The sequence below is a fragment of the Pseudochrobactrum sp. sp1633 genome (assembly GCF_030376605.1).
Lineage (GTDB): Bacteria > Pseudomonadota > Alphaproteobacteria > Rhizobiales > Rhizobiaceae > Pseudochrobactrum.
Map to the genome: position 1 here is coordinate 24,846 of NZ_JARRAE010000018.1, position 24,779 is coordinate 49,624.

Sequence of the window (24,779 nt, forward strand, 5' to 3'; positions counted from 1 at the left end):
TAATTGCAGCGGACAAGCCTTCCGCGGTTGTCCTGTTGACCTAAGCTGGTTTAAGAAACCCTATGTCTGAAAATAACACTGCCCCTTCATCCGACCGGTTCTGGCTCAGTATCATTGCAACAACGCTCTATGCGGTGCTGCTATACATCCTCATATGGCTGATACGCGAAGGCAGCGGCATGGCCTTTATCACCGGACTGATCCTGATGCCGATGGCGATTACCAGCCTGCTGATCATTCAGATTGACCCGCAAGGCACAGGCAGCAATCGCAAGCATATGAAAACCGCCATGCTATGCATGCTCGGCTTTATTCTGATTTCGATGATTATCTTCGGTGAAGCCGGTATCTGTGTGGCAATGGCCGCGCCGTTTCTCTTCGCAGGCACAGCACTCGGCGTTTATGTTACCATGCGGCTCTTACGTAATTATCAGGCTAAACGCAGTGTTACATTTGTCATCGCGCTGCCTTTTCTCGCATTACCGCTGGAAAATCAGATTGAGTATCAGGATCATTTCAGCTCGGTCACAACCGTGATTGAGATCAATGCCCCTGCTGATGTGATCTGGAACAATACGCTGGAAATTCCTGATATCCGCCCCGATGAATTGGGTATGACTTTCAGCCATAGTATTGTCGGCGTGCCGAAGCCGGAAGATGCGCGCATTACCGGCTCAGGCGTTGGAGCTGTGCGCCATCTGAAATGGGGCAAAGGCGTCAATTTTGAAGAAGTGATTACCGGCTGGCAGGAAAACCGCTATCTGCGCTGGGATTTCCGTTTCAGCGACACCTCAATCCCGAAAGCAGTGGAAGCGCATATCAGCGTCAACAGTGATTATCTGGGGCTGGACTATGGTGAATATCTGCTGGAACCGATTGGCGAAAACCGCACCCGTCTGACGCTGAAAACGCAGTATCGTATTGCAACGCCGATCAATATTTACTGCGACTGGTGGGGGCAGATTTTCCTCAATGATTTCCATTCCATCGTGCTGAATGTCATTAAGGAACGCTCGGAAAGCGCAGTTCAGGCTTAAAAAATGCGGCGGATTATAAACCCGCCGCAACTTTAAATTATTTGTTTTTACGCATTATCCTTCGCAAAACCGCTACACACTTTTGCTGGAAATGCTATAATTTCAGATCATCGCTTCGATCAGGAACGGGCCTTTGCGTTTGCTGGCTGCGGCAAACAAATCAGCAAACTGTTCAGCCGTTGTGGCGCGTGCGCCTTCAACACCAACACCTTTGGCAAGGCTCACCCAGTCAATCGTCGGCTCGACCAGATCGAACATGCGCTGCGCATTGCGTCCCGGTGCACCGGCACCGACATTCTGCAATTCGCCATGCAAGATCGCATAACGCTGATTAGCAAAAATGACGGTGATGATATTCAGGTTCTCGCGGGCATGTGTCCACAGTGCCTGCATCGTATACATACCACTGCCATCAGCCTGCAAAGCAACGACCTGACGATCCGGACAGGCCACAGCCGCACCGGTTGCCAGCGGCAGACCGATACCAATTGCACCACCGGTCAATTGCAGAAAATCATGCGGCGCTGAATTATGCGTCAGCCCGAACATTTCACGACCGGATGTAATGGATTCATCAACGATAATCGCATTTTCCGGCAGGAGTGACGCAACAATCGCGCTGATTTTATCATCATCGAGCGTGCCGGTCGGCATCACTTTCTCACCACGCTGATTGAGCAATGGAGTAACAGATGCCGGAATGTTCATTTCATCGGCCAGCGCCTGCAAGGCGTAAAGCTGGTCGTCGGCTTCACCGGCATAATCAACCACAGCGCAGCCTTCCGGCAGGAAAGTGCTAGGTTTGCCCGGATAGGCAAAGAAGGCGACCGGAATTTTAGCACCGAGCAGCACAACCTGTTCAATATCTGCCAGATCGGCCAGTGCATCATCCACACGATAGAGCACACGATTAACCGTAACACGCCCTGCTCCGCGTTCAATACGGCCATTGGATTGCTGCGCCTGAATGCGTGCACCAGTGCTTTGAGCAATGCGGCTGGCGATTTCCAGCGCATTGGCACGCAGAGCAAGATTGCCAAGCAGGATGAGCGTGCGCTTACCATTGCGCAATGCCTGAGCTGCTTCACGTACGGCCTCCGCATCAACTTTACGACGCTCCGGACGGATCAAAGGCTGCACAATTTGCTGCGGTGCTTCTGTCCATGCGGTATTGGCAGGCAGGATCAGCGTTGCCACCTGTCCCGGTGCATTGCAGGCCGCGGCAAAAGCTTCAGCCGTATCTGCCGAAATATCATCAGCGGATTTCGAGGTTTTAACCCAGCCGGAAACCGGACGCGCCAGCGATTCAATATCACTGGTCAGCGGTGCATCATATTTCAGATGATAAGTGGCATGATCGCCGACAATATTCACAATCGGTGTCTTGGCACGTTTCGCATTGTGCAGATTGGCAACGCCGTTACCAAGACCGGAACCCAGATGCAGCAAAGTTGCTGCCGGTTTATCCGCCATACGGCCATAGCCGTCCGCGGCACCTGTTACCACGCCTTCAAACAGGCCCAGCACGCAGCGCATCTGCGGCTTGCGATCCAGCGCCGCCACAAAATGCATTTCAGATGTGCCCGGATTGGCAAAACAGACATCGATCCCGTGCGCCAGCAGGGTGTCGCAAAGGCTATCAGCACCGTTCATTTCTCACTCCCATTATGCTTGCTCTCACAGCATCCGGCAGCGCGTTTCCTCCATGCGCAACCACTATGAGCCGCAACAGCTATATCCGGCGAACAGGCTGTTCTGCAAGTTTTGCGAAAATTATTTCAAAATCAGTCCCTACTGACAGAATATTTTTATACACAAGCCGGCAAAACCAACAAGTGAAGCAAAAACAAATATTTACAAGTCTACATGACAGTATTGCAATTGCCTGCGCGTGACAGAAAAATTTTTAGTTGCACAAAGCAGCAAGTTCATAAAAACTCGCACCGGAAATTGAGCAATTATACGCATCAAATCAACCAATCTAATACTTTAGGATGATTGCGGCTCTTTTTGTACATATGATGTCTTGGTGATGTTAACTGGTGACTGTTTTGCAAACATCAGCATACTGACAAGACATGACACAGGGTTGGTGCGGCCATATTCAAAGTAAGAATACCGGCTGCGGGAGAACCGGCCTGAGAATGAAATATGGAGGGTTTCATGACTTATCTGAGCAAGAAAACAATTTTCTCAACTTTTGCAGCACTGACGCTGACATTTGCAGCAGCTGAAGCAAAGGCACAGGACTTCATTAATATTTTGACCGGCGGCACAAGCGGTGTTTACTACCCGATGGGCGTGGCGCTTGAAAAAATTTATTCCGGCATTCCGAATGCCCGCCCTTCTGTGCAGGCAACCAAAGCCTCGATTGAAAATATCAATCTGATCAATAGCGGGCGTGGCGAAATCGCTTTCACATTGGGCGATTCCCTGCGTGATGCATGGGAAGGCAATGAAGAAGCCGGCTTCAAAAAGAAGCTGGAAAATATCAGCACAATGGCCGCAATTTACCCGAACTATGTGCAGATTGTTGCTTCCAAGGAATCCGGCATCAAAACGCTGGCGGATCTGAAAGGTAAACGCCTTTCCGTCGGCGCCCCAAAATCCGGCACTGAGCTGAATGCGAAAACCATTCTTCATGCAGCCGGTCTTTCCTATGATGATCTCGGCAAAGTGGAATATTTGCCATTTGCGGAATCCGTGGAACTGATGAAAAACCGTCAGCTGGATGCCACGCTGCAATCCTCAGGTCTCGGCGTTGCATCGCTGCGCGATCTGGCCAATGCGGTTGAGATCAATGTGGTGGAAGTGCCTGCCGATATTATCGAAAAAATCGGCGCGCCTTATCTGGTCAACACTATTCCGGCAAATACCTATACCGGTCAGGACAAAGATGTGACCACCGCATCGGTGATCAACTATCTGATTGTGCGTCCGGATATGAGCGATGAGCTGGTGTATCAGATGACCAAAGGCCTGTTCGAAAATCTGGATCAGCTGACAGCAGCCCATTCGGCAGCCAAAATGATCAAGCTCGACAAGAGCACCATCGTGTCGCCTACACCGGTTCATCCGGGCGCGATGCGCTACTACAAAGAAAAAGGTATTGAATAAAAACGCCTGAAGCGGGTTTTGAGGGCTGTATCATTTGCCTTTATGGCAGGTGATGCAGCCGCTTTTTACTCTTGTTCATATCATTTTGCGTGGTTTGAAATTGATGACATCTACAGAAACCAATGCGGTTGAATCAGCCGAGCATATTCCGGGCTGGGGTCTTAGTACCGGCGCCCGGATATTGTTTGGTATTGCCGTTACTTTTTCCGTTTTTCAGCTCTGGACTGCGGCCTATTCTCCATTGCCAAGTCAGGTTGTGCGCTCCGTTCATGTGGGCTTTTTGCTGCTGCTGCTGTTTGGCCTTTATGCCAATGCAGCCCCGCGCGGTTCCTTCACAAAAATCCTGCTGTGGTCGACGGCCATTCTGGCTTTTGCTGTCAGTTTCTACCACTGGGTTTTCTATAATGATCTGATCCTGCGTGCCGGTGAGCCGGAAATGCAGGATATTGTGATCGGTGTGCTGGCCGTTGGTCTGGTGTTCTGGGCTGGTCAGCGCATGATGGGCTGGACACTGCCGCTGATCTGTTTGATTTTCCTGATGTACGGACTGTTTGGCCAACATCTGCCCTCGCCGCTCAACCATCGCGGCTATGATTTTGAGCAGGTTGTCGAAGTGCTGTTTCTGGGAACAGAAGGTATTTACGGCACCCCAATTTATGTCTCATCCAGCTATATTTTCCTGTTTATTTTGTTTGGCGCTTTCCTTGAACGTGCGGGCATGATCCAGCTGTTCAATGATGTGGCAATGGGTTCTGTCGGCTCGTCGCGCGGCGGCCCTGCTAAAGTTTCGGTGATCTCCTCCGCCTTGATGGGCACCATCAACGGTTCCGGCGTGGCCAATGTGGTGACCACCGGTGCTTTCACCATTCCGCTGATGAAACGCTCCGGCTTCAAACCCGCTTTTGCCGGTGGGGTGGAAGCAGTTGCCTCGATGGGCGGACAGATTATGCCGCCGGTAATGGGTGCTGTCGCTTTCATCATGGCCGAAACGCTGGGTCTGCCTTATCTTGAAATCGTCAAAGCAGCGATTGTTCCGGCCATTCTCTACTTCATCACCGTCTTCATTATGGTGCATCTGGAAGCCGGACGTCTTGGCCTGAAAGGCCTGTCAAAAGCGGAGCTGCCAAGTGCCCTTGGTGCCCTGCGCAAGCACTGGTATCTGATCCTGCCGCTTGTAGCTCTGGTCTGGCTGCTGTTCTCCGGCTATACACCGCTTTTTGCCGGTACCGTGGGCATGGGGCTGACCGCGCTGATTATTCTCGGCGTGCCGGTTTCCACACAAATGCCAATGGCAGTGCGCGTGCTGTTCTGGATTGCACTCGGCCTGATGTCAGCAGCAGCGTTCAGCACCAGCTTTAGTATTCTGGGTTTTGAAATCCGCGGCATCACCCTGATCCTGCTGTTGCTCGCCGTGCTGGTTCTGGTCAATTTTACCATTCGCGGTGGCCGCGAGACATTGCGTCTCTGTCTTGAAAGTCTTGCGGAAGGCGCCAAAAATGCCCTGCCGGTTGGCGTGGCCTGTGCGCTTGTCGGCGTGATTATCGGCGTGCTGGCGCTCACCGGTGCCGGATCGAGCTTTGCCCGTGTGATTGTGAGTGTGGGTGAAAACTCCCTGTTCCTCTCGCTCGTGCTGACCATGATTACCTGCCTTATTCTCGGCATGGGTATTCCGACAATCCCGAACTATATCATTACCTCATCGATTGCAGGCCCTGCTTTGCTGATGCTGGATGTGCCGCTTCTGGTGTCACATATGTTCGTGTTCTATTTCGGAATCATGGCTGACCTGACGCCGCCGGTCGCACTGGCTGCTTTTGCCGCCGCGCCGATTGCCAAAGAGTCCGGCATGAAAATCGGAATGCAGGCGGTGCGTATTGCCGTTGCCGGTTTTGCCGTACCGTTTATGGCGGTTTATGCGCCGGTTATCATGTTGCAGGATGGCGGCCCGCTGGCGGAGAGTATGGGCTACTGGCCTGCTGTTGCCTATATGATCGGCAAAGCCTTGCTCAGTATCGTGATGTGGGGTGCAGCGGCGATCGGCTTCCTGCGCGGTCACCTGAAAATCTGGGAACGTGTCTGGGCATTCCTTGCCGCAGCCATGATGCTGGCAACCTATCCGCTCAGCGATGAGATCGGCTTTGCTGCCTGTATGGCTTTCCTTCTCTGGCACTGGTGGAATACCAGAGAGCCGCAGATGAAAGCCGCCTGATGGCACTCTGTGCACTATCCGCAGCCGGTGTGCTGCGGATAGCAACCACCACTTTCATGCTGCAATGGACACATAGTGTCGAGAAAATACCCTGGCAGGAAGACTGGCAGATGACACCGGCAGGTTTTGTGCTGACGCAAGCCCGCATACAAGGCTCCGGCGCGGGTATGGAACCACCGGAAGGCGCAGTGTTACGGGATGGCTGGTATCATTATGTGCCGAAAATTCCGCCACGTCAGGAGCTGGTGCTGGCGGCCTCCGGCGAAACGGTCAGCGGCTGGAAACTTTGCGCCAACGGGCAATGTCACGAGCTTGGCACGACAGCAGAACAGCCAATTAAAATCACGCAATGCAAATAAAAAACGCCCGATGCCATCTCCGGCATCGGGCGTTTTTTTGAACATTATCAGATTAGTTCAGGCCGAGCTTGCCGCGCAGAGTGGAAAGGTCTTCCGCCAGTGTGTTCACTGCAATGGAGAGCACTTTGCGGTCTGCTTCTGTCAGCTTGTCATAGCTCTGGTAGCCGTCGCCTTCTTTGTATTTATCAAGTGTCTGGGAAACGGTGTTGAAGTTTTCATCCACTTTTTTGGTGAATTCAGCTTCTTTCGCTTCAATCAGTGGGCGAACCAGATCAAAAATCTTGCGGGAACCGTCAAAATTGCCTTTGAAATCCCAAAGATCAGTGTGGCTGTAGCGGTCTTCTTCACCGGAGATTTTGGTGGCTGCAACTTCTTCCATCAGCACCGCTGCACCGCCGACAACTTTTTCCGGCGGGAAGGTCAGGTCAGCAATACGCTTGTTCAGCTCGCTCACATCGGCCATCAGCTTGTCTGCAACCGGTGTCAGCTCATCGGTCGAATTCTTTTCCCACAGACCATATTCGATGCGGTGGAAGCCGGTGAAACCCGGATCCTGTTCAGCCTTTTCCCAGTCATCCGCACGGCTGTCGATCGACACGTCCAGATCGCTGAACAGTTCTGCAATCGGCTCAATGGCTTCATAGCTCAGGCGGGTTGAAGCAAAGAGAGACTTTGCCTTTTCCACATCACCGGCTTTCACCGCATCGGTAAAGACCTTGGTGTCTTCTTCCAGCTTCTGCACTTTTTCACTGACATAGATTTTATATTCAGCCAGCGGCTCAACGAGGTCATAGGTAGTATCTTGCGCAAAAGCCTGAAAGGACAGGCACGAGGCAAAAACCGAGGCGGCAAGTAAAGATCCAAACTTCATTACAGACGTCCTTTTGGTATGCTTATGTTTAGTGTTGCAGCCGCTTTTCTTAAAACGGCCTAAGGTTAAACTTTGTTATCCGGATGGTTGCGGATGGCCTCAACCAGAGTGCGGCCGAGATAATCCTTCTCGTCCACAGCCCCCGGCAGAATGAAGAAATAACCGCCGCCGACCGGCTTGATATATTCCTCCAGCGGCTCGCCATCGAGCTTGCGCTGCACAGCGATAAAGCCCTGTTCCAGATCGGCCTGGTAGCAGATGAAAAGCAGCCCCTGATCAAGCTGGCCGGATTTGGTGACACCGTTGGAGTAGTTGAACGGACGGCGCAGAATGAGATTTTTCTGTGTGGCATGGGTGCGGTCATTGGCAAGCCGGATATGCGCATCCATCGGCGTGACCTTGCCTTCAGGGTCTTTGGTATAGTCAGGAACCTGACTTTCATTGGTGCCGTCCATCGGCGCGCCGGACATTTTCTTACGCCCGAAAATCAGCTCCTGCTCCTGCAAAGGCGTGCGATCCCAACGCTCCACAAAATTGCGGATGAGACGCACCGCCTGATAAGAGCCATTGGCTGCCCAGTCCGGCTCCTGATGGGCTTCACCCACCCAGACCAGCTGGTTCATCAGGCTCTTGTCACCGGCATCAGGATTGGCGGAACCATCGCGGAAGCCTAAGAAATTGCGCGCACTTTCAATCTCACCAGAAGGCGATGGCGGAATCACCGGCACATTGCCTTCCTGTTTCCAGCGCAGGAAAACCAGATCGGACATGGTTTTGAGAATATCGCGCAAGGCGTGAATATTGGTGTCCGGCGTGTTGGCACAGAATTGCAGCGAAAGATCACCGTGGCACAGATCAGCCACCAGAGCATCATTCGGGAATTTGGTCATGCGCTGCAACAGCTTCGGCTTATGCGGCTTCAACCACGGATGATGCTCAAACAGGCTGTCGCCCAGACCCACAGTCATCGTCAGATTATCGGGGCGGATATCAGGACCGAGAATACCGGAATCCGCCGGCGGTAATTTCGGGTCGAAATCCTGCGGTGTGCCGCCCTGTGTGAGGAAGGCAATGCGCTGCGTAAGCGTGCGGAACAGGCGCTCCAGATCATCAGGCGTTTTCACCAGCACATCAAAGGATGCAAGCAGCCCGTGTGCAGGGCGGGCATTGGCGATGCCAGATTGATGAATACCGTAAAAAGGCTGGCGCTGATGAAAACCATCGCTGCCAACCGGCGCGTCGGTTACATGATGTTCAACCGGAGCAGATGCGGCTTGCGCATAGCCCCCAGTTATGGTGCCGCCAAGTGCCAGTCCCAATCCTTTGAGGACATTGCGGCGGCTTGCAGTGAGCTTGTTCTCTTGCTTTGTCATCACTTACTCCAGTCCGATTGCCGACATCAGTGCGGTGATTTTCTGGCTGAGTGTTTTCACTTTTTCCGCCAGCACGCGGCGTGCAGCCTCATCAATTTCCGTGTAGGAACGCTCGGGATTTCCCGCCGACAGAGTTGCCAGTTCCTGACGCAGGTTCTGCAATGCTGCCAGCGCATTCTGCGTGTCCGTCGCGGCAGGTTTTTCACTGAGCGGCCGCAGCAGGATCAGCACCTTTTCCACGCCATCGAGCTTTGCAGTCAGATCAGCCAGATCGAGATGCGAATAGGCATTATCTCCGGCCATCACCGCGCCCTCAGCCTGCTGATTGAGATAGCCTGCAACATTGCGCAGCAGCATATCCGGCGTGAGTTTTGTTGTTTTCAGACGCTCTTTCAGCGTGGTCAGATCAGCCGTCAGCTGGTTTGCGAAAACGCCCAGCCCCTCTGTGCTGTTCTTATCCCACAGACCATATTCAATACGGTGAAAGCCGGTAAATGCCGGATCTTCTTCACGCTTTTCCAGATAGCTTGCGACAGGATCAATTTTTGAAGCCAGATCGGCAAAGCGGCTGGAAAGCACGTCTGTGCGCTCATAAGCTTCACGCGTCTGTAAAAACGCTGCGCGCGCGGCCTGCACATCACCGGCGTTGATCGCTGCCTGCAAGGCCTCCGCCCCTTTGAGCGCGGCATTGCTCTGCATCACCAGAAACACTTTATATTCCGAGAGCATCCCGATGAAAGCGCGGGTATCCGGCTTAGCAACAGCAGTCTGCGCAGAATGTTCCGACGGTGTTACCGTCAGCTTACCGCGCGGGTTGGAGAGCAGACCGCAGGTAATTTCATAATCACCCGGCTGCAATTGCGCACGCAGGACAGCCTTCATCCCCGGAATGATATTCTCCCGCTCTTCCACCACCATCACACCGTCGAGAATTTCCCACTCAACAGGACGGTCAGAGCGATTATGAATTTCAAAACTGTGATGCGCTGAAGGCAAGGTCAGGTTCATCGGGTCGCAGGCCTTGGCACCGACCTCAATCGCGATCAACTTTTCATTGCCAGCGGATTTTTTGGTAATGGTTGCGTAATAAAACAGACCACCGGCAGCAACAGCCAGTACGGCAGAACCGGCAACGGCCAGTTTCATCATGCCTGAAGACGGTTGTGAGGACGGCGAAGATTGACGTTTGCTCATAACAGCCTCTCAGACCGTTGCGGTTTTTTGTGCAGGGGCAGGCTTGAGATAGATGGCCAGCGCTGCAAACAGAAAAATGACATAGGCGATAACTTCACCCACTGCCGGTGTATCGTGATAGCCGAGCAGACCGGACAGCAATGTGCCAAGTGGTGAAGACAGCGGCAGCACATGGCTCAGATCCCATGCCGGTGCCTGCAAATAATTCCAGATACCCGCCTCATGCAGGCTGCGCAGGGAACCGGACAACAGACCAGCCGCGACAAAAATAATCAGGATACCCGTCCAGCGGAAAAACACCCGTAAATTCAGACGCAGCCCGCCCTGATAAATCAGCACGCCGAGCACCACGGAAACAGCTACACCTAAAAACGCACCGAGCGGAGCGGAATAGCCTTCACTTTGCTGAAAAATTGCCAGCAGGAAGAACACGGATTCCAGCCCCTCACGCGCCACGGCAAAAAACACCATGCCGATCAGCGCCCATGTGGCAGATTTTGCTGCGAGCGCATGTTCAACAGAATGCTGGAGCTCATCTTTGAGAGAGCGTGCGGCCTTCTTCATCCACAGCACCATAGACATCAGCACGATCACGGCAATGAAGCCGACAATGGCCTCAAACAATTCCTGCATTTTTTGCGGAAATTCAGCACTGATAATCTGCAAGGCGGCACCGGCCAGAAAGGACAGCGCAATGGCCAGAAATATACCAACCCAGACGGCAGGCATATAGGAAGAACGTCCGGTCTTGTTCAGATAAGAAGCAATAATACTGGTCAGAAGAGCGGCTTCCAGCCCCTCGCGCAGCATGATCAGAAATGGTGCCAACATCGGCTTGCTCGCAGTGTCATTAATAAATGTGCAGGCCGGAAAAAACCTGCGTTACAATGAAAATGCCCGGGCCGGAACAATCACTCATTCAGTAAAAGCAGAGGTCTAAGCAAAGACGAAGAAATATGTGAATTACAGTCATCTTTTACACGAGCATATAATTTCCGGCAATGCAAAAACACGGACGCACGCAGATTTTTACGAACCGGCACCAGCCGGGAAAAACTTGATATTTTATTTTAAAAACATTGGAAAAGACAAAAGACTGCATAGCAGCTCAGGCTGGTCTGAGCGTGATTATCTCTGCGTCACCCCCCCTCTGCAAAGCACGAAACAAAAAAACCTGCACCGGTGATTCCGGTGCAGGTTTGATAGATGAAGTTCTGCTTGCAGGATCAGAAATCGAACAATTCACCCAGCAGCGACTTCTTCTTACGGTATGGCTTGCCATGTCCGTAATCATCATAGTCGCGGCGGTCGCGATCCCGATCATGGTCGCGGTCACGGGAGCGTTCATCAGAGCGATGCTCTTCCTTAGCAGCGGTACGCACAGGCTCGGCAGGTACGGAACGCTCAATAATCTTGTCCAGCTCACCGCGATCAAGCCAGACACCACGGCATTTCGGGCAGTAGTCGATTTCAATTCCCTGCCGGTCAGACATGACAAGCTCGGTATTATCGATAGGGCAAAGCATTATTGAGGGCCTCCTGATTGGTCAGGATTTGCACTTGGGTTGGCAATTGCGGTTTTTCAAGTGCAAAATCATTGTTTTATCCCTTAAAGCCTGCCTTATTCCTTTTAATCCATTGTCGGCACAATGCTTTTGATGATGGTGCGGTCAAGTTCCTCATATTGGTTCAGGCCGATTGCCTCATAAAGCTCGGCGCGGGTCTGCATTTCACCGACCATCGCTTCAGTGGCACCGTCGCGTTTGATGGTGGCGTAGAGTTTTTCCTGCGCTTTGTTGGCAACGCGTAGAGAAGACACCGGCCAGATCACCATTTTATAGCCCATCTCCTCAAATTCCTGCGCAGTGAAGAAAGGCGTGCGGCCAAATTCGGTCATATTGGCGAGCAGCGGCACACCGGGCATGCGTCTGGCGAATTCGCGGAACATTTCTGCCGTATTCAGCGCCTCCGGAAAAATCGCATCGGCACCGGCCTCCATATAAAGTTTGGCACGTGCCACAGCGCCGTCCATGCCTTCACTCGCCGCCGCATCTGTGCGGGCAATCAAATACAGATGACGACGCGCCTTGGCAGCAGCGGCCACTTTCGCCGCCATATCCTCAGCACCGGCCAGTTTTTTATCATTCAGATGGCCACATTTCTTTGGCAGTAACTGGTCTTCAATATGTACGGCGGCAGCGCCTGCATCCTCGAATGTACGCACCATATGCATCACATTGAGCGCCTCACCATAACCGGTATCGCCGTCCACCACGAGCGGCAAACCGCTGGAACGGGCGATCTGGCGGATGAAAAACGCCACCTCATCCACGGTGATAATACCGAGATCAGGCAAGCCCATTGAGGCTGTCATGGCCGCGCCGGAGAGATAAAGCCCTTCAAAACCGACATTGCGGGCCTGAATGGCCGCCATACCATTATGCGCACCCGGCAATTGCACAATGCCGGGTCTGTTCATCAATTCACGGAACCGCTCACCGGCGGGTTTGGTTGGCAGATCGGAAGCAGATAAATAAGGCATAATACTCACTCAGACTGTCTCAGTTAAATAGGCTTGGGAGTTGCTGCGGATCGTTCATCAATCGGCACAAAAGTCAGATTATCAGGGCCGATATAATTAGCGGACGGACGGATGATCTTATTATCAATACGCTGCTCGATGATATGCGCTGCCCAGCCGGAAGTGCGGGCAATCACAAAAAGCGGTGTAAACATTGCAGTCGGCACACCGAGAATATGGTAAGAAACCGCGCTGAACCAATCGAGGTTCGGGAACATTTTCTTGTTGTCCATCATCACCGTTTCAATACGCTCGGCAATATCGAACATTTTGGTGGTACCGGCTTCTTCCGACAATTCCAGCGCAACTTTTTTGATGATCTCATTACGCGGATCGGCAATCGTGTAGACCGGATGGCCGAAACCGATGACCACCTGTTTCTGCTCCAGTTGCCGCAGAATATCGGCCTCTGCTTCATCAGGATCGGCATAACGTTGTTGGATTTCCAGCGCCACTTCATTGGCGCCGCCATGTTTCGGGCCCCGCAGCGCACCGATGGCACCGGCTATGCAAGAATACACATCCGAACCCGTGCCCGCGATGGTACGCGCTGTGAAAGTCGAAGCGTTAAACTCGTGTTCGGCATAGAGGATCAGCGAAATATTCATCGCCCGCACGGCAGCCGGTGTCGGCTCTTTGCCATGAAGAACGCGCAGGAAATGACCGCCGATTGTGTCATCATCGGTTTCCAGCTCAACCCTGCGGCCATGATGGGCAAAGTGATACCAATAGAGCAGCATCGAACCGAGGGAAGCCATCAGCCGGTCTGCAATATCTTTAGCTCCGGCCTGCGGATGCCCGCTGACTTCCGGCAGTACGCAGCCGAGAACGGAGACGCCGGTACGCATCACATCCATCGGATGACTTGCAGCGGGCAGCAATTCGAGCGCGGCCTTCACATTGGTCGGCAGACCGCGCATCGCTTTGAGTTTTTGCTGATAGGCAATCAATTCACGTTTGGTCGGCAGCGTGCCGTGCACCAGAAGATGTGCAACCTCTTCAAAATCACACTGCAAAGCGAGATCATGAATATCGAACCCACGATAATGCAGATCATTGCCGCTGCGCCCGACTGTGCACAGCGCTGTATTACCGGCCACCACACCCGACAAAGCCACGGACTTCTTTTTAACGGGGGCTATCGGGGCATTTGTTGCACTTTCTGTCATGCTCATCACTCTCTCCCTGTTTCCGCCCTTTGTTCAACCTTGCCAGTCGAAGATGCCATGCGCTTTACCCGGCTCGCATTTGCCCGGCAGCGCAGTAATATTAAGCCCTGCCAGTTCATCGGCAGTCAGCTCAGTCAGGCGTTCAACGGTTTTGATGAAACGATCCTGCTCCTGCTCGCTGATAATACCCTCAGCCAATGTGCGGAATTTGCGGATATAATCCGGTCGTTTGAACGGACGGGCACCCAGCGGATGCGCATCGGCCAATGCCAGCTCATCCTCAATCACCGAGCCGTCCTGCATGGTGATGACAACACGCGCACCAAAGGCTTTTTCATTCGGATCATGGCTGTGATAGCGCTTCGTCCATGCCGGATCTTCCACCGTGCTGACCTTGCGCCACAGTGCCACCGTTTCAGGGCGCTTGGCACGTTCCGGCGCATAAGAATGCTCATGGTGCCATGTGCCGTCTTCCAGCGCGACCGCAAAAATATACATGATCGAATGGTCAAGCGTCTCGCGGCTGGCATTCGGATCCATTTTCTGCGGATCATTTGCACCGGTGCCGATCACATAATGGGTGTGATGGCTGGTATGCAGCACAATGCTGGCAATCTTGGCAAAATCCTTAACGTTTGAGCGCATACGGCGAGCCAGATCAATGAGCGCCTGACTTTGATACTCCGCCGAATGTTCTTTGGTATAAGTATCCATGATCGCACGTTTGCGCTCACCGATTTCCGGCACCGGCACAAAATATTCGGCTTTTGGGCCACCAAGCAGCCATGCGATGAAACCGTCTTCACCTTCCCATGCCGGAGACGGTGCGCCCTCACCGCGCATAATACGGTCAACTGCTTCCACTGCCATTTTACCGGCAAAAGCTGGCGCATAGGCTTTCCAGCTGGAAATCTCGCCCTTGCGGGACTGACGCGTGGTGGTTGTAGTATGCAGACCCTGCTGAATAGCCTGATAAATCTGCTCGGTGCTTAATCCCAGCATGGTGCCAATACCGGCCGCGGCCGAAGGCCCGAGATGAGCAATATGGTCGATTTTAAACTCATGCAGGCAGATGCCTTTCACGAGATTGACCTGAATTTCATAACCGGTAGCAATACCACGTGCCAGTGCGGAACCATTGAGCCCGCAATGCTGCGCAACCGCCAGCATCGACGGAATATTGTCCGCCGGATGGGAGTAATCTGCTGCAAGGAATGTATCGTGGAAATCCAGTTCACGTACCGCAACACCATTCGCCCACGCCGCCCATTCCGGTGACACGCGCTGATCCGCAGGCAGACCGAACACGGTGGCTCCACGCTTATATGGATGGACAAGTGCCTGCATGCGCGCACTGACAACCGGACGGCGCATCAGCGATGCCGCTGCAACTGACGCATTGTCGATGATACGGTTGCCGATCATTTCAACCACATCATCATCCAGCGGCACATCATCGGCAGCCATAGCTGCAAACTTCCATGCCAGCTGATCTTCACGCGCCAGATGTTCAGCAGATTTATAGGTACGCACTTTATGGAGTTTCACAGACCAGATCCTTTTCTGCCATAGCCAAGGGCTATAACGGTCATTTCTGCCGTCATCAGACAGCAGCCCAATGTGTAACTTGCGAAGCCGAATGCACTCTTGAAACCGACTATACAGCGGCAAAACTTTGCGCCTATGGTTGAAAAAGCGAAGTGACGGCGGTGATTTTTTGTGAAATTGTGAAGTTTGCGAAGTTACTGCCTTTGCGCAGGGACTGCTCAGAATATGGAAATGGAGTGTCAGCGTTCATCTGACTGGTCGGGAGGACCTGAGGAATGCGTAAGACTTTTGTTGGCATAAAACTGAAAAAGCTACGGGAAGAACGCCGGCTCACACAGGATGCTTTGGCAAAATCCCTTGGAATTTCTTTAAGTTACCTCAATCAAATTGAGAATAATCAGCGCCCTTTAACCGTGCAGGTTCTGCTGCGGCTCAACGAGGCTTTCGGCATTGATGTGCAGTTGTTTTCTGAAGCCGATGAAGCACGTCTCTTTGGCGATCTGCGTGAAGTTTTTGCCGATCCACGCCTGAATGAGCAACTCGGCAAAACAGAAATCCGTGAACTCGCCGCTAATATGCCCGCAGTCGGGCGTCTTTTAGTGGAAATGCATAAGCAGCTGGGAGAAGCGCAGGAGCAGGCTGCATATCTTGCGAACCAGCTGGGCAATGACCGCTCTGCCGATCTGCCGGTGATGCTCTCCACGCCTTATGAAGAAGTGCGCGAATATTTCTATGCCCACCGTAATTATATTGCCGAGCTGGATCAGGAGGGCGAGGCGCTGAGCCACAAAATCGGCATGCCGGTGGGTAAAATGAAACATGCGCTGGCAGAACGGCTGATGCAGTTGCATGGCGTAAGACTGGTGGAACAGACAAGCGACGACAGCAACAACACCGTGCGCCATTTTGACAGCGGTACCCGCATTGTCAGCCTCTCTCCCCGCCTTGATGAGGGGCAGCAAGCCTTTCAGCTGGCAACGCAGATTGCGTTTCTCGAACAGAAACAATTGCTGGATCAGCTCTTAGAGAAAACCGTTTTCTCCAGCTCTGAAGCGCGGGTGCTGGCGCGGATTGGCCTCGCCAATTATTTCGCCGGTGCGGTGCTGATGCCCTATATGCATTTCTGGCACAGTGCCGAGCAGCTGCGCTATGATATTGAACTGCTTGAACAAAAATATGCGGTGAGTTTTGAAACCATCTGCCATCGTCTGAGCACTTTGCAACGGCCTGAGGCGCGTGGTGTGCCGTTTTTCTTCATCCGTGTGGATCGGGCGGGCAATATTTCCAAGCGCCAATCCGCCACCGATTTTCACTTTTCACGCTTCGGCGGCACATGCCCGTTGTGGAATATCTACGCGGCCTTTTCCTCGCCCGACCGGATTCTAACCCAGCAGGCCGAAATGCCGGACGGCCGTACGTATTTCTGGATTGCCAAGATGATCCGTCACCGGCAGGGCGGCTTCAAAGCACCTTCCAAAAACTTTGCCATCGCGCTTGGCTGCGATCTGCACCACGCAGACCGGTTGGTCTATTCCAAGGGGATGATTTTGGATGATCCCGCCGCACGCACGCCCATCGGTGCAGGCTGCAAAATCTGCGAACGGCAGAAATGCCCGCAGCGGGCGTTCCCTGCCCTTTATTCAACGATACAGGTCGATGAGGCACAGACGAATTTTGCCCCCTATATGACAGCATGAAACAAGGGTCGCCTCCGCCATGCATCTGAAATCAATAGGAATTTTCTTATTATACTAAAGTATAATGTGGTTTCTATCTATATCAGAAAGGTTGACAAGTTGCGTCAGCCTTTTCATGTTCACCGCTGAGGAAGTTATATTGGGAGGGTAACTATGAAACTTGGTAAGAATTTTCGCCGGTTTATGGCAGCAGCAGTGTTGGGAACCGCTGCACTGGGCATAACCGTTGCAACAGCACAATCACCGGCATTTTTCCGCATCGGCACCGGCGGCACTGCAGGGACTTATTATCCGATCGGCGGTCTGATCGCCAATGCGATTTCCGGTAACGGTGATCAGGGTGTGCCGGGTCTGGTTGCCACCGCTGTGTCTTCAAACGGTTCGGTCGCGAATATCAATGCAGTGAAAAGCGGTGGTCTTGAAGCCGGTTTCACGCAATCTGACGTGGCCTACTGGGCCTATACCGGCACCGGCCTTTATGACGGCAAAGGCAAAGTTGAAGATCTGCGCCTGATCGCAACACTCTATCCGGAAACAGTGCATCTGGTTGCCCGCAAAGATGCAGGCATCAAATCTGTTGCAGACCTGAAAGGCAAACGCGTTTCGCTTGATGAGCCGGGCTCCGGCACCATTGTTGATTCCCGTATTGTGCTCGCGGCCTATGGCATGACAGAAAAAGACGTAAAGGCAGAATACCTGAAACCGGGTCCTGCCGGTGACCGTCTCAAAGACGGCGCGCTGGATGCCTATTTCTTCGTTGGCGGTTATCCGACCGGTGCTATTTCCGAATTGGCCAGCACCAACGGCATTTCTCTGGTTCCGATTGAAGGGCCTGAGATGGATAAAATCCTGAAAGAGTACAGCTTCTTCGCCAAGGATACTGTTCCTGCTGACACCTATAAGGATGTGGCAGCAACCAACACGATTTCTGTGGCTGCACAGATGGTGACAAGCGCCAAGCAATCTGATGAGCTGGTCTATAACATCACCAAGACCATGTGGAATGATGCAACCCGCAAGGCACTCGATGCCGGCCATGCCAAAGGCAAGATGATCACTCTGCAAAATGCAGTGACCAGCCTCGGCATCCCGCTGCATCCGGGTGCAGAGCGCTTCTATAAAGAAGCAGGCTTGCTGAAATAATCACAACAATCATCCCGCACCAGAATCTCAATATTTCCGGTGCGGGCATTTTCTTGTGACTTTCAATACGCATTTTGAATGGATGTGCGCGTCCGGCTGATAGAAATAGCCCGTGAACGCCAGCGCCTTAGCTATATTTTCAGGAAATTTCCCATGACCACAGAGCAACAACCGTTGAAGCCGATGGAACTGGATGAAGAAAAAGCGCGTGAGCTCGAAGAGAAATTCGACTCTGAGATCCGCTTTCGTCCCCTGTTGCCTGTCACTGCGCGTATTGTCGGCGCGTTGCTGGTCGTTCTCTCGCTGTTTCATTATTATACAGCAGGTTTCGGCATTCTGTCTGAAACCATGCATCGCGGCATCCATCTGGCATTCGTACTGGGTCTGGTGTTTCTCGTTTTCCCGTTTTCGCCAAAAGGCTATTCAGAACCGGCAAAATCCACGCTGCTGCGCCCGCTTGGTATTTCCATCATCGACTGGGCGCTGGCAATCGGTGCAGTCGTCGCGGTGATGCATGTACCGCTTATTCCGCTGGATGATCTGGCCTTCCGCGTCGGCAACCCGACACAAACAGATGTGATGCTTGGCGGCTTGCTGATTATTGTGCTGCTGGAAGCCACGCGCCGCTCAGTTGGCTGGCCGCTGCCGATCATCGCCGTGCTGTTTATGACATATGCCTATTTCGGCCCTTCAATGCCCGGCATTCTCGTGCATCCGGGCTCGTCAGTTTCGCAGATTATCGACCATCTTTATCTGACAACACAGGGCGTTTACGGCATCGCGCTTGGCGTTGTCGCTACCTATGTGTTCCACTTCGTGCTGTTTGGTGTTTTTGCCACCCGTATCGGTCTGGGGCAGTTGTTTCTTGATTGTGCGGCATGGGTCGCAGGGCGTTATGCCGGTGGTCCCGCCAAAGTATCTATCTTCGGCTCTGCGCTGTTCGGCATGATTTCCGGCTCATCCGTCGCCAATACGGTGACAGTTGGTTCCCTCACCATACCGGCGATGATCCGCCTTGGCTATAAACGCAATTTCGCTGCTGCGGTTGAAGCCGCGTCTTCGACCGGCGGTCAGATCACCCCGCCGATCATGGGCGCTGCCGCGTTTTTGATGATTGAGTTCCTCAATCTGCCTTACACCACCATTATTATTGCCGCCATTGTACCAGCCTTCATGCACTTCTTCGGCGTGTTGATGCAGGTGCATTTTGAAGCCAAACGCACCGGCTTGCGCGGTATGACACCGGAAGAAATGCCGGATCTGAAAGAAGCGTTTAAACGCGACTGGCCAACCGTCATTCCGCTTGTGGTGCTGATTGGCGTTCTGCTCTCCGGCTACACACCTTATCTCGCGGCATTCTGGGGGATTACACTGTGTATTGCCGTTGGCCTGCTTAATCCGCGCAAACGCATGTCCGTCAAAGAAGTTTTCGACAGCCTGCGTGACGGCGCAAAATACGCGCTGGCCGTTGGTGCCGCAGCCGCAACCGTGGGTATTGTTGTCGGCGTGGTCACCCTCACCGGCGTCGGCTTTAAAATCTCTTATATTGTTACCACAACAGCAGCGGACATCGCGACTTGGTTCGGCACATTCCTGCCTGCTTCGCTTGTTGGCGGAGCAACACTGACACTGTTGTTCACGCTGATCATGACCGGTAATGTCTGTATTCTGATGGGTTGTGGTATTCCAACAACCGCGAACTATATCATCATGGCAACCATTGCTGCCCCTACGCTGGCAATGCTCGGTGTTGAACCACTCGTCGCGCATTTCTTCGTGTTCTATTACGGTATTCTGGCTGATATCACGCCACCGGTGGCACTCGCGGCCTATGCAGCGGCGGGTATGGCGGGAGCTGATCCGTTCAAAACCGGCAATACCGCCTTCCGCCTCGGGCTTGGCAAAGTGCTGGTGCCATTTGTGTTCGTGTTCTCGCCGTCTCTGTTGCTGGTCAATGCCAACTTCTCGTGGAGCGAATTTGTGGTCGCATTCCTCGGTTGTGTGATCGGGATTACCGCCCTTGGTGCAGCGCTTTCCGGTTTCATGCTAATCCGCACAAAAGTCTGGGAACAGGTCTTGCTGATTATCGCAGCCATCCTGCTGGTGGTGCCGGAAATCTATAGCTCACTGCTTGGATTAGCTCTGCTGACCCCCGTGCTGATGCGTCAAGTTACGGGCTTCAGGCAACCGCAAATGGTATAAACAATAAAAAGGGCAGCTCAGGCTGCCCTTTTTATATCAACCAGCTTCTTTATTTTGCTCCGGAGCATCAAGCTTGCTCCAGAAGCGCTCAATCACTGTGCGCTGATTGCTTCTGGAACGGTAGAGCCGGATTTCCAGTGAAATATTCCATGACGGATCGGCACCTGGCACCAGCTGACCACTTGCCAGCTCCTCTGCAATCAGACTGGCAGGCACCCATGCCACGCCCCATCCGGCCATTGCCATGCCCTTCAGGCCGATGGACATGCTGCCTTCATGAACAAGCCGGTGTTCCGGCATTTTGCGTGCAAAAAGCTCACTCAGCAAATGACCGAAAAAGGACGATTTTTCATAACCGATGTACTCAAAGGACTGGTCATCGCGACCAACCATATGCAGCGGCCTGCCCGTGGCATCCGGCGTGCTGATCGGGATAATCTTCTCATAACCAACGACCTTGTAATCAAAATCTGCAGCATCCAGTAACAAAGGCACCGACGGATGCACATAGGTCAGCAGGAAATCGCAATCACCGTCGACAAGCGCATTCACATTGCCTTCAACGCTACCGCTATCGGGACGCAGGCGGGTAAAAACCGGCGATGTGGTGTCACTGATTTCTTTCAGCCATTGCGGGAAAAAAGTGAAAGACAATGTGTGCAGCGCAATAAAAGAAATCGTCTGCGTTTCCAGTGTCTGGTTTGCCTGAAAACCGTGGCGCACCTGATAAAGGGATCTGAGCGTTTCCTGCGCGACCGGAATAAATTTCTCGCCCGCTTCAGTCAGACGTGACGGATAGGTTGCACGGTCAATCAGGGTTGTGCCGAGCCATGTTTCCAGCTGCTTGATGCGACGGCTGAAGGCAGACTGGGTAACGTGGCGTTCATCCGCCGCCTTGGAGAAATTCAAGGTATGAGCAAGCGCCAGAAAGTCTTCTACCCACTTGATTTCCACAATACTGATCCTTCGTCATGATTGCTTCTCCCGCATACGGATATGCAAGCTCAGAAGAGGCCTTATACGACATGTCGGCATATTTGAACAGAAACATAAAAAACGGCCGCCCTCTTAAATATTCGCAAATATCAGAGAGCGGCAATCACTTCAGTTGCTGACGATCAGCGGGTATATTCCAGCATGCGGCTGCGGCTCAGCACCAGTTCCACACGATCGTCACTCAGACGGTTAATGCAAACGCGCTTGACCCACGGTCCATCATGGAGTGTAAACAGATAACGACCATAGCCCAAATCTGTGATCGGCATGGTCTGCTGCACAGGGCCAACGCCCATAATTGCAGTGCCGTTGACGATTTCGAAGGACGCGCCGTAAACCGACTTCCAGTTGCCGTCGAGTTCACTGCCCGCAGACTTTGGCGTTACCGGATAAAGGTTACGTGGCGCATGGCCAAGTTCACCTTCAAGCACTTCACCAGTCCAGTGCAGCAAGATTGGCGAGGTTGCCGAGCGCGATGAGAACCAGCCATTGCCTTCATCATAAAGCGCATCTTCATTGTCGATATAAGTGACGTTCCCGCCCTTCATCTCAACCCAGTGATGACCGGTTTCCGTGACGTAAAAACCATCCGGAATTGTACTGCCAGCCTGTGGCAAGTTACGACCTGTCAGAGCGGCCAGTGCAGCCTGTGCCATTTTGCTGCCATTGGCATCGTCGCGGTTGGCAACAACAACAAAACCACATTGATGTTCAGGGCAGATCAGCACATAGCTCTTATAGCCCGGATGCGAGCCACCGTGGCCGACCAGTTTCAGATCATCGAGTTCAGAGCCGACAAAACCGAGGCCATAGGCAGACAGACGGCCATCAGCCATTTTGCGTGGCGCGCTGATCTTTTCAATCACACCGGAAAGCTGGCCTTTGCCACACATCAGCGCCTGCGCCCATGTCGCCAAAGCAGTACCGCTACCGGTGAGGCTGCCCGCCGCAGAAATATAGAGACCGGCTGAACTCAGCTGCCATTTTTTACCATCATGCCAATACCCCGGCACCAGACCATCCACCGGATCATTCCAGACATCCGGCGCTTTCAGCTGCACGCCCAGCAGCGGAACAATTTCATTCTGCAGGTAATCATCAAAGCGCAAGCCCAGACGCTCAAGCGCAATTTCCACCAGACGGTAGCCGGTATTGGAATAGGACACCTGCGTACCGGCATCAAAATTGAGACGCTCCATCGTCGCGTGGAAATCCATCAGACGATCATTCTGCGTTTCCGTATAGATGGAAAGACCCAGCAATGTCAGGCATTCGCGGCTATCCGGCAGACCGCCGCTCATATCCAGCGCCTGACCAACACTCACTTCGCTCAGCGGCTTTTTCAGTTCCGGCAGATGTTTGCCAAGAGGGTCATCAAGACTGATTTTATCTGCATGTTTCAGCACCATCGAAACGAAGACATGCTTGGTAACAGAGGCGTAGCGCACAACACTGTCGGCAGAAAACGGCTGATGGGTTGCCAGACTTTCCACACCGCTGGCAGCGCTAAAACGGATGCCATCGGCATCGAAACCGATAATCACTCCGCCCGGCTCATTGGCAGGCCATTGTGCAGCCAGTTTTTGTGCAGTTGTTAAGGCGGCGTCCCAGTTCATAGCCATGATCGCGTCTTCCCATGCCCCTGTTTATGCAGGTCTGTATAATTTTTTCTTTGATAAGAAACAGGCCGGAAAATCCGGCCTGTTGCACTCTCATTATTTTGGTTCTTCAACCGTTATGCTCAACTCGCGTAGTTCTGTTGTATGCGGATGCGTGGTGCGGCCTGCGCGCAGATCTTCTGCGGAGAGCTGCTCGACCATGATACCATTCTGCATCACACCCACTTCAGGGCAGAGATGGGCAATAACCGCGAGGTTATGGCTCACCAGCACATAGGTCAGATTGCGCTCTTCACGCAGATCCGACAGCAGGTTGAGAATTTCTGCCTGAACAGAAACGTCCAATGCCGAAGTCGGCTCATCGAGCAACAATACCTGCGGGTCTGCAATCAGAGCACGGGCAATTGCCACACGCTGACGCTGACCACCGGACAACTGGTGCGGATAGCGGAAGCGTGACGTCTGCGGCAGAGCCACATCAGACAGAGCCTGCTTGATGCGTCCTTCAACATTGTCGATCTTGTGAACCAGCAACAACTCGCTCAGAATACGGTCAATGGTCTGGCGTGGATGCAGGGAGCCAAACGGATCCTGAAACACCATCTGCACAGAGCGGAAGAATTCCGGTGTGCGCTTCAGCGGTGCATCTTTACCATCAAAGGAAATGCGGCCGCTCCAGCTTTCATTCAGACCGGCCATCGCACGCAGAATGGTCGATTTACCCGAGCCACTCTCACCCACAATACCAAAGCTGCCGCCTTTTTCGACGTTAAACGAAACGCCTTTAACGACCTGCTTGTCACCGAACTGAATTTTCAGATTATCAACTTCAATCATTATTTCAGCCACTCCGGATCACGGGTCATCACCGGCAGACGATCGCGCGGATGCGTCAGCGACGGAATGCAGTTCAGCAGACCCTTGGTGTAAGGATGCTGAGCATTGTTGAGTTCCGATGCTTTCAGCTCTTCCATCACCTGCCCCATATACATAACCATAACGCGGTCACAGAAATGGGAAACAAGCGGCAGATCGTGGCTGATCAGGATCAGACCCATGCCACGGCTGTCCACGAGATCATCAATCAGACGCAGAATTTCGGCCTGCACAGTTGCGTCAAGCGCCGAGGTCGGCTCATCAGCAATCAACAGTTCCGGATCCGGCGCCAGCATCATAGCGATCATGACACGCTGTCCCATACCGCCCGAGACTTCGTGCGGATAGGTATGTGCCACTTCACGCGGATTGCGGATTTTCACCTGATCCAGCAGATCAATCGCCGCTTCCATTGCCTGTTTTTTGCTGCCGCCCTTATGGGTGCGCCAGCTTTCAGCCACCTGAACACCAATGGTCTTCACAGGATTGAGCGAATATTTAGGGTCCTGCAGAATGAAACCAACGCGCTTACCGCGGATCTGACGCATCTGTTTTTCAGATGCGGTGAGCAGATCCTGTCCGTCAAAGCTAAGCTTGTCAGCTTTGACTTCCGCAATATTCGGCAGAAGTTTCATCAGGGCACGGGCAGTCAGAGACTTGCCCGAACCGCTTTCGCCCACAATACCCAGCTTTTCACGGCCGAGTTGCAGAGAGAGCCCCCGCACCGCTTCAAAGCGTGTGGTGCGGGTTTCAAATGCGATTCTTAAATTCTTGATATCTACCAGCAT

Annotated in this window: 20 protein-coding genes; 7 read left to right on the forward strand and 13 right to left on the reverse strand. The window is 52.9% G+C overall.

The window, feature by feature from the left end:
• Positions 1-62 precede the first annotated feature (62 nt).
• On the forward strand, positions 63-1,037 hold the full coding sequence (locus tag P8H26_RS15545) for an SRPBCC family protein (protein WP_289634096.1): 975 nt from the start codon (positions 63-65) through the stop codon (positions 1,035-1,037).
• Between the two features lie 102 nt (positions 1,038-1,139).
• Here P8H26_RS15545 and P8H26_RS15550 read toward each other — a convergent pair whose 3' ends face one another.
• A complete protein-coding gene (locus tag P8H26_RS15550; protein ID WP_289634098.1) occupies positions 1,140-2,690 on the reverse strand; it encodes an acetolactate synthase large subunit in 1,551 nt (516 codons plus the stop codon).
• A gap of 510 nt (positions 2,691-3,200) precedes the next feature.
• On the opposite strand from P8H26_RS15550, the gene P8H26_RS15555 reads away from it, so the two are divergent.
• From P8H26_RS15555 to P8H26_RS15565, 3 genes are all read left to right on the forward strand, one after another.
• Positions 3,201-4,154 (forward strand): TAXI family TRAP transporter solute-binding subunit, encoded by a 954-nt coding sequence (locus tag P8H26_RS15555; protein ID WP_289634100.1) that lies wholly within the window; start codon positions 3,201-3,203, stop codon positions 4,152-4,154.
• A 103-nt stretch (positions 4,155-4,257) separates the two neighbouring features.
• Positions 4,258-6,363 (forward strand): TRAP transporter permease, encoded by a 2,106-nt coding sequence (locus P8H26_RS15560; protein WP_289634102.1) that lies wholly within the window; start codon positions 4,258-4,260, stop codon positions 6,361-6,363.
• A complete protein-coding gene (locus P8H26_RS15565) occupies positions 6,363-6,722 on the forward strand; it encodes a DUF1850 domain-containing protein (RefSeq protein ID WP_289634104.1) in 360 nt (119 codons plus the stop codon). The genes P8H26_RS15560 and P8H26_RS15565 overlap by 1 nt, the downstream gene beginning before the upstream one ends.
• Positions 6,723-6,774: 52 nt before the next feature.
• Here P8H26_RS15565 and efeO (P8H26_RS15570) read toward each other — a convergent pair whose 3' ends face one another.
• From efeO (P8H26_RS15570) to P8H26_RS15605, 8 genes are all read right to left on the reverse strand, one after another.
• A complete protein-coding gene (efeO, locus tag P8H26_RS15570) occupies positions 6,775-7,593 on the reverse strand; it encodes an iron uptake system protein EfeO (protein WP_289634105.1) in 819 nt (272 codons plus the stop codon).
• Between the two features lie 65 nt (positions 7,594-7,658).
• Positions 7,659-8,966: an iron uptake transporter deferrochelatase/peroxidase subunit gene (gene efeB, locus P8H26_RS15575; protein WP_289634106.1), complete on the reverse strand. Its 1,308-nt coding sequence runs from the start codon at positions 8,964-8,966 to the stop codon at positions 7,659-7,661.
• A 3-nt stretch (positions 8,967-8,969) separates the two neighbouring features.
• Positions 8,970-10,160: an iron uptake system protein EfeO gene (gene efeO, locus P8H26_RS15580; protein ID WP_289634107.1), complete on the reverse strand. Its 1,191-nt coding sequence runs from the start codon at positions 10,158-10,160 to the stop codon at positions 8,970-8,972.
• Positions 10,161-10,169: 9 nt separating this feature from the next.
• Positions 10,170-10,991 (reverse strand): iron uptake transporter permease EfeU, encoded by an 822-nt coding sequence (gene efeU, locus P8H26_RS15585; RefSeq protein ID WP_289634109.1) that lies wholly within the window; start codon positions 10,989-10,991, stop codon positions 10,170-10,172.
• A gap of 395 nt (positions 10,992-11,386) precedes the next feature.
• A complete protein-coding gene (locus P8H26_RS15590; RefSeq protein WP_289634111.1) occupies positions 11,387-11,686 on the reverse strand; it encodes a zf-TFIIB domain-containing protein in 300 nt (99 codons plus the stop codon).
• Between the two features lie 104 nt (positions 11,687-11,790).
• Complete coding sequence (prpB, locus tag P8H26_RS15595; RefSeq protein ID WP_289634112.1) at positions 11,791-12,702, reverse strand: methylisocitrate lyase; 912 nt, start codon at positions 12,700-12,702, stop codon at positions 11,791-11,793.
• Positions 12,703-12,725: 23 nt separating this feature from the next.
• Positions 12,726-13,910, reverse strand: a complete 1,185-nt coding sequence (gene prpC / locus P8H26_RS15600; protein ID WP_374708313.1) for a 2-methylcitrate synthase — start codon at positions 13,908-13,910, stop codon at positions 12,726-12,728.
• A gap of 33 nt (positions 13,911-13,943) precedes the next feature.
• A complete protein-coding gene (locus P8H26_RS15605) occupies positions 13,944-15,458 on the reverse strand; it encodes an MmgE/PrpD family protein (protein WP_289634115.1) in 1,515 nt (504 codons plus the stop codon).
• Positions 15,459-15,733: 275 nt separating this feature from the next.
• On the opposite strand from P8H26_RS15605, the gene P8H26_RS15610 reads away from it, so the two are divergent.
• The 3 genes from P8H26_RS15610 (at position 15,734) to P8H26_RS15620 (ending at position 20,500) form a co-directional block, all read left to right on the forward strand.
• Positions 15,734-17,155 carry a short-chain fatty acyl-CoA regulator family protein gene (locus P8H26_RS15610; protein WP_289634117.1) on the forward strand — a complete coding sequence of 474 codons (1,422 nt, stop codon included), beginning with the start codon at positions 15,734-15,736 and terminating at the stop codon, positions 17,153-17,155.
• A 153-nt stretch (positions 17,156-17,308) separates the two neighbouring features.
• The gene (locus P8H26_RS15615) at positions 17,309-18,298 is read left to right on the forward strand and encodes a TAXI family TRAP transporter solute-binding subunit (protein ID WP_289634118.1); all 990 of its coding nucleotides are present in this window, start codon (positions 17,309-17,311) and stop codon (positions 18,296-18,298) included.
• A gap of 153 nt (positions 18,299-18,451) precedes the next feature.
• Positions 18,452-20,500: a TRAP transporter permease gene (locus tag P8H26_RS15620; RefSeq protein WP_289634119.1), complete on the forward strand. Its 2,049-nt coding sequence runs from the start codon at positions 18,452-18,454 to the stop codon at positions 20,498-20,500.
• A 36-nt stretch (positions 20,501-20,536) separates the two neighbouring features.
• Here P8H26_RS15620 and P8H26_RS15625 read toward each other — a convergent pair whose 3' ends face one another.
• From P8H26_RS15625 to P8H26_RS15640, 4 genes are all read right to left on the reverse strand, one after another.
• Complete coding sequence (locus P8H26_RS15625; RefSeq protein WP_289634120.1) at positions 20,537-21,454, reverse strand: LysR family transcriptional regulator; 918 nt, start codon at positions 21,452-21,454, stop codon at positions 20,537-20,539.
• A gap of 164 nt (positions 21,455-21,618) precedes the next feature.
• Positions 21,619-23,118: a serine hydrolase gene (locus tag P8H26_RS15630; RefSeq protein ID WP_289634121.1), complete on the reverse strand. Its 1,500-nt coding sequence runs from the start codon at positions 23,116-23,118 to the stop codon at positions 21,619-21,621.
• Between the two features lie 93 nt (positions 23,119-23,211).
• Positions 23,212-23,952, reverse strand: a complete 741-nt coding sequence (locus P8H26_RS15635; protein WP_289634122.1) for an ABC transporter ATP-binding protein — start codon at positions 23,950-23,952, stop codon at positions 23,212-23,214.
• On the reverse strand, positions 23,952-24,779 hold the full coding sequence (locus P8H26_RS15640; RefSeq protein WP_289634123.1) for an ABC transporter ATP-binding protein: 828 nt from the start codon (positions 24,777-24,779) through the stop codon (positions 23,952-23,954). The genes P8H26_RS15635 and P8H26_RS15640 overlap by 1 nt, the downstream gene beginning before the upstream one ends.

Excerpts from the sequence above, each read along its gene's own strand:
- P8H26_RS15630 (WP_289634121.1), bottom strand. The coding sequence starts at position 23,118 with ATGGCTATGAACTGGGACGCCGCCTTAACAACTGCACAAAAACTGGCT.
- P8H26_RS15555 (WP_289634100.1), top strand. The coding sequence starts at position 3,201 with ATGACTTATCTGAGCAAGAAAACAATTTTCTCAACTTTTGCAGCACTG.
- P8H26_RS15620 (WP_289634119.1), top strand. The coding sequence starts at position 18,452 with ATGACCACAGAGCAACAACCGTTGAAGCCGATGGAACTGGATGAAGAA.
- efeO (WP_289634105.1), bottom strand. The coding sequence starts at position 7,593 with ATGAAGTTTGGATCTTTACTTGCCGCCTCGGTTTTTGCCTCGTGCCTG.
- P8H26_RS15560 (WP_289634102.1), top strand. The coding sequence starts at position 4,258 with ATGACATCTACAGAAACCAATGCGGTTGAATCAGCCGAGCATATTCCG.
- efeO (WP_289634107.1), bottom strand. The coding sequence starts at position 10,160 with ATGAGCAAACGTCAATCTTCGCCGTCCTCACAACCGTCTTCAGGCATG.
- efeB (WP_289634106.1), bottom strand. The coding sequence starts at position 8,966 with ATGACAAAGCAAGAGAACAAGCTCACTGCAAGCCGCCGCAATGTCCTC.
- prpC (WP_374708313.1), bottom strand. The coding sequence starts at position 13,910 with ATGACAGAAAGTGCAACAAATGCCCCGATAGCCCCCGTTAAAAAGAAG.
- P8H26_RS15615 (WP_289634118.1), top strand. The coding sequence starts at position 17,309 with ATGAAACTTGGTAAGAATTTTCGCCGGTTTATGGCAGCAGCAGTGTTG.
- P8H26_RS15640 (WP_289634123.1), bottom strand. The coding sequence starts at position 24,779 with ATGCTGGTAGATATCAAGAATTTAAGAATCGCATTTGAAACCCGCACC.
- P8H26_RS15635 (WP_289634122.1), bottom strand. The coding sequence starts at position 23,952 with ATGATTGAAGTTGATAATCTGAAAATTCAGTTCGGTGACAAGCAGGTC.
- prpB (WP_289634112.1), bottom strand. The coding sequence starts at position 12,702 with ATGCCTTATTTATCTGCTTCCGATCTGCCAACCAAACCCGCCGGTGAG.
- P8H26_RS15545 (WP_289634096.1), top strand. The coding sequence starts at position 63 with ATGTCTGAAAATAACACTGCCCCTTCATCCGACCGGTTCTGGCTCAGT.
- P8H26_RS15590 (WP_289634111.1), bottom strand. The coding sequence starts at position 11,686 with ATGCTTTGCCCTATCGATAATACCGAGCTTGTCATGTCTGACCGGCAG.
- P8H26_RS15550 (WP_289634098.1), bottom strand. The coding sequence starts at position 2,690 with ATGAACGGTGCTGATAGCCTTTGCGACACCCTGCTGGCGCACGGGATC.
- efeU (WP_289634109.1), bottom strand. The coding sequence starts at position 10,991 with ATGTTGGCACCATTTCTGATCATGCTGCGCGAGGGGCTGGAAGCCGCT.
- P8H26_RS15565 (WP_289634104.1), top strand. The coding sequence starts at position 6,363 with ATGGCACTCTGTGCACTATCCGCAGCCGGTGTGCTGCGGATAGCAACC.
- P8H26_RS15610 (WP_289634117.1), top strand. The coding sequence starts at position 15,734 with ATGCGTAAGACTTTTGTTGGCATAAAACTGAAAAAGCTACGGGAAGAA.